Source organism: Solibacillus sp. NPDC093137 (assembly GCF_050280445.1).
GTDB classification, from domain to species: Bacteria; Bacillota; Bacilli; order Bacillales_A; family Planococcaceae; genus Solibacillus; species Solibacillus isronensis_B.
The window spans coordinates 1-2,635 of the sequence record NZ_JBNNVH010000015.1; the positions used below are offsets into that span (position 1 = coordinate 1).

Annotated in this window: 1 protein-coding gene; it reads right to left on the reverse strand. The window is 32.0% G+C overall.

What is annotated here, in order from left to right:
• Positions 1-450: 450 nt before the first annotated feature.
• Positions 451-1,383 (reverse strand): DNA primase, encoded by a 933-nt coding sequence (locus ACQKN3_RS20125; RefSeq protein ID WP_427714383.1) that lies wholly within the window; start codon positions 1,381-1,383, stop codon positions 451-453.
• Positions 1,384-2,635 lie beyond the last annotated feature (1,252 nt).

Genomic DNA, 2,635 nt, shown 5'->3' on the forward strand with positions numbered 1-2,635 from the left:
CTTTAGCGCCGATGGTAGTTGGGGGCTTCCCCCTGTGAGAGTAGGACGTCGCTTCGCACATGTAAAACCCACTGAGTAATCAGTGGGTTTTTTGTCGTTTAAATTAAATACGAGTTTAACTTGTTCATTTTAATATTCAACATCGAGAATCGTGTGGGATATGAATTACTTTTATAATCCTAGGTTCCGTTTATAAACTTTCCCCCACTTAGTTCTCTATATAAATCAGTCCGTGATTTCCCTGAGAGAGAAAATAAAATTAACAGCATTCGATTTTTTCTCAAATTCGCTGTAATAAGAAACCTGAGAGAATACGGGGAATAGTAGAATGGAAATAATTTTTCTGCTTTGTAATTTATTAATTACACACATAGATTATGTTTTAATATAAAACTTATATAAAGTCATTTTCAAAGTAAAAACGCTCCCTTATGGAAGGAAGCGTTTAGATTATTCATTTTGGTAACTTATAGATTGTTCATGGTATTCAAGTAGTGCCTGGGATAATTGTTTTGGAAACTTTTCTTCGATATAAGCTGCGATATACAGCTTCTTATCTACTTCCATTTGAGCAGAACGGAAAAGTTTCTGGAAAAGGGTTGGTTTTCTTTGTTGCGAAAAATGCTGTACTGCTTCATTTTGCAAACGGTTGAGTACAATTTGTTCAATTGCCTTTTCCCTAATACGAATTGCAATATCTTCTTTATTCGAAGCCATGATTTCCTCGACTTTCTTTTTCAATTCAGCATTTTCCTGTTCAAGTTTTTTCGTAGCTTCTTGGATCTCCTCCAATTCCTGTGTAGGTTCTGGAGGGAGAGCTTTGATTTCCTGTTTAAAAAAATCATAATTTAAACTTAACTGCATTTGTTCAGTATCTTCGTCTTGTTCCATTTTAAACAAACCTGTCTTCATAATCTGCTCCAGTGCTTGGCTCATGGCATTGAGTCTGTATTCAATATTGTCGGCCATCCCAACTTCTGTTGAGGACGGAGTTCTTTTTTTGATAATATGGCCATCTTTATTAATACGTAACAGCTGCTTTAACCCTTTTACACGATACTCGTCTTTTAATAGCAAAATCATACGCAGTTTTATAACCGCTTTAAAATCTAAACGAATAACAGATGCTGTAGTTGGATTTGAGGCTTCATCATCAAAGAGATACTCTTCAAACGGTTTAATATAGTAACGTATCTGTGCGTCAGTGACATTAAACCAGCTGGCTACTTCAGGTGTTGAATAGTATTTTTTTTCAATGAGGTCGGACAAATAAGGTTCCGATAAAAAGAATTGTTCAGTTGGTGTTTCTTTAATTACTAAATATAACGGGTCATCTGCAAAAATTTCTTTAATACGTTTTTCTATCGAAATCGTTTGTTCCACTTTTCTTCTCTCCTGTTCTACGGGGAATTTTTCTATTCTATGCATTGCTAAAATTACTTCTCTACTTTTTTCTATTCTTAATGGTTCGGTTTTATACCAATTTTTTAAAAAAGAGAACGAAAAGATGTACTATAAGTTAACTAAACAGTTTTTTTCAAAATTAACGGTGAATTTTAATTAAGGTAGAGAAGGTATATAATCTAGCCAGCAATGAACTTAATTCTGAAACAGAAAATGACTGAAGTAAAAACTACTTACGATATGAAATCTTATAAAGATGAACTTCTATTATTATCTCGGTCAGTGTTATGAGAAGCTTGGATGTTCAGAAGAAGAGATTAAATATCCATTCAAGCGTGCAGAAATTTTTTGGGAATATTAAAACGAGAAGCTCATTTAAAAAATTTGAGGGAATTGAAAGGGCACTGGCTCATTTAACTTGTGTTAATTTATGATAAGAGGCGTTTCTAAAATATTTAAAAAGGCCCCTGTTTCCATTTGTACTTTTTAAAAACTTTGGAATCGGTGAGGCGAATTGATTGGACTTCCCCGCAATTTATACAAAAAGTATAAATCTTTTCGGATCCAACATACGAAACTTACTTTTTTCTCAGCAACAAGTAGTCTATAGCTTCATGGAATTCAGAACCTCCCCTATTTTTTTATTTTTGATCTTCAATAGGTGTCATATTAATTTCCTCTTTTTCTATTTATTTATAAAATATATATATGATTTCTGAAAAAAAGTTACAATATTAGAATGTTAATATTAATTCTACTCTCGTATTTACCATTGGAGAAATCAGAAACTTTAAATATGAAAAAGGTTTTAGTTACTAGTAATTGTAATACTTCTGGGCATACTCGAGATGTAATTTTGAAAGGGGGAATTACCTTTTTCATAACTTCTTTGCAAGACAAGGTTAAATAGTAAGGTTGTTATATATGGGGGAATATTATACTGAGCTTGACTTAGTTGGTGATAGAAACGCAAATATATATATTAATTATACTAAATCAAAAAAAATTATAAAAAACTATTGCTAAGTGAATAATATCATGATATATTATTATAAGTCGCAAGGACGACAACGAATATCGAAAAAACATTTTAAAATAAATGTTGACATAACATTCTAAGAGTGATAAGATATAAGAGTTGTCACATAAACGACGCAATGAACCTTGAAAACTGAACAAGCAACGTTAATGAAACAAGCTTCTTAAATGAAGCAAACAATAGATTTCAACT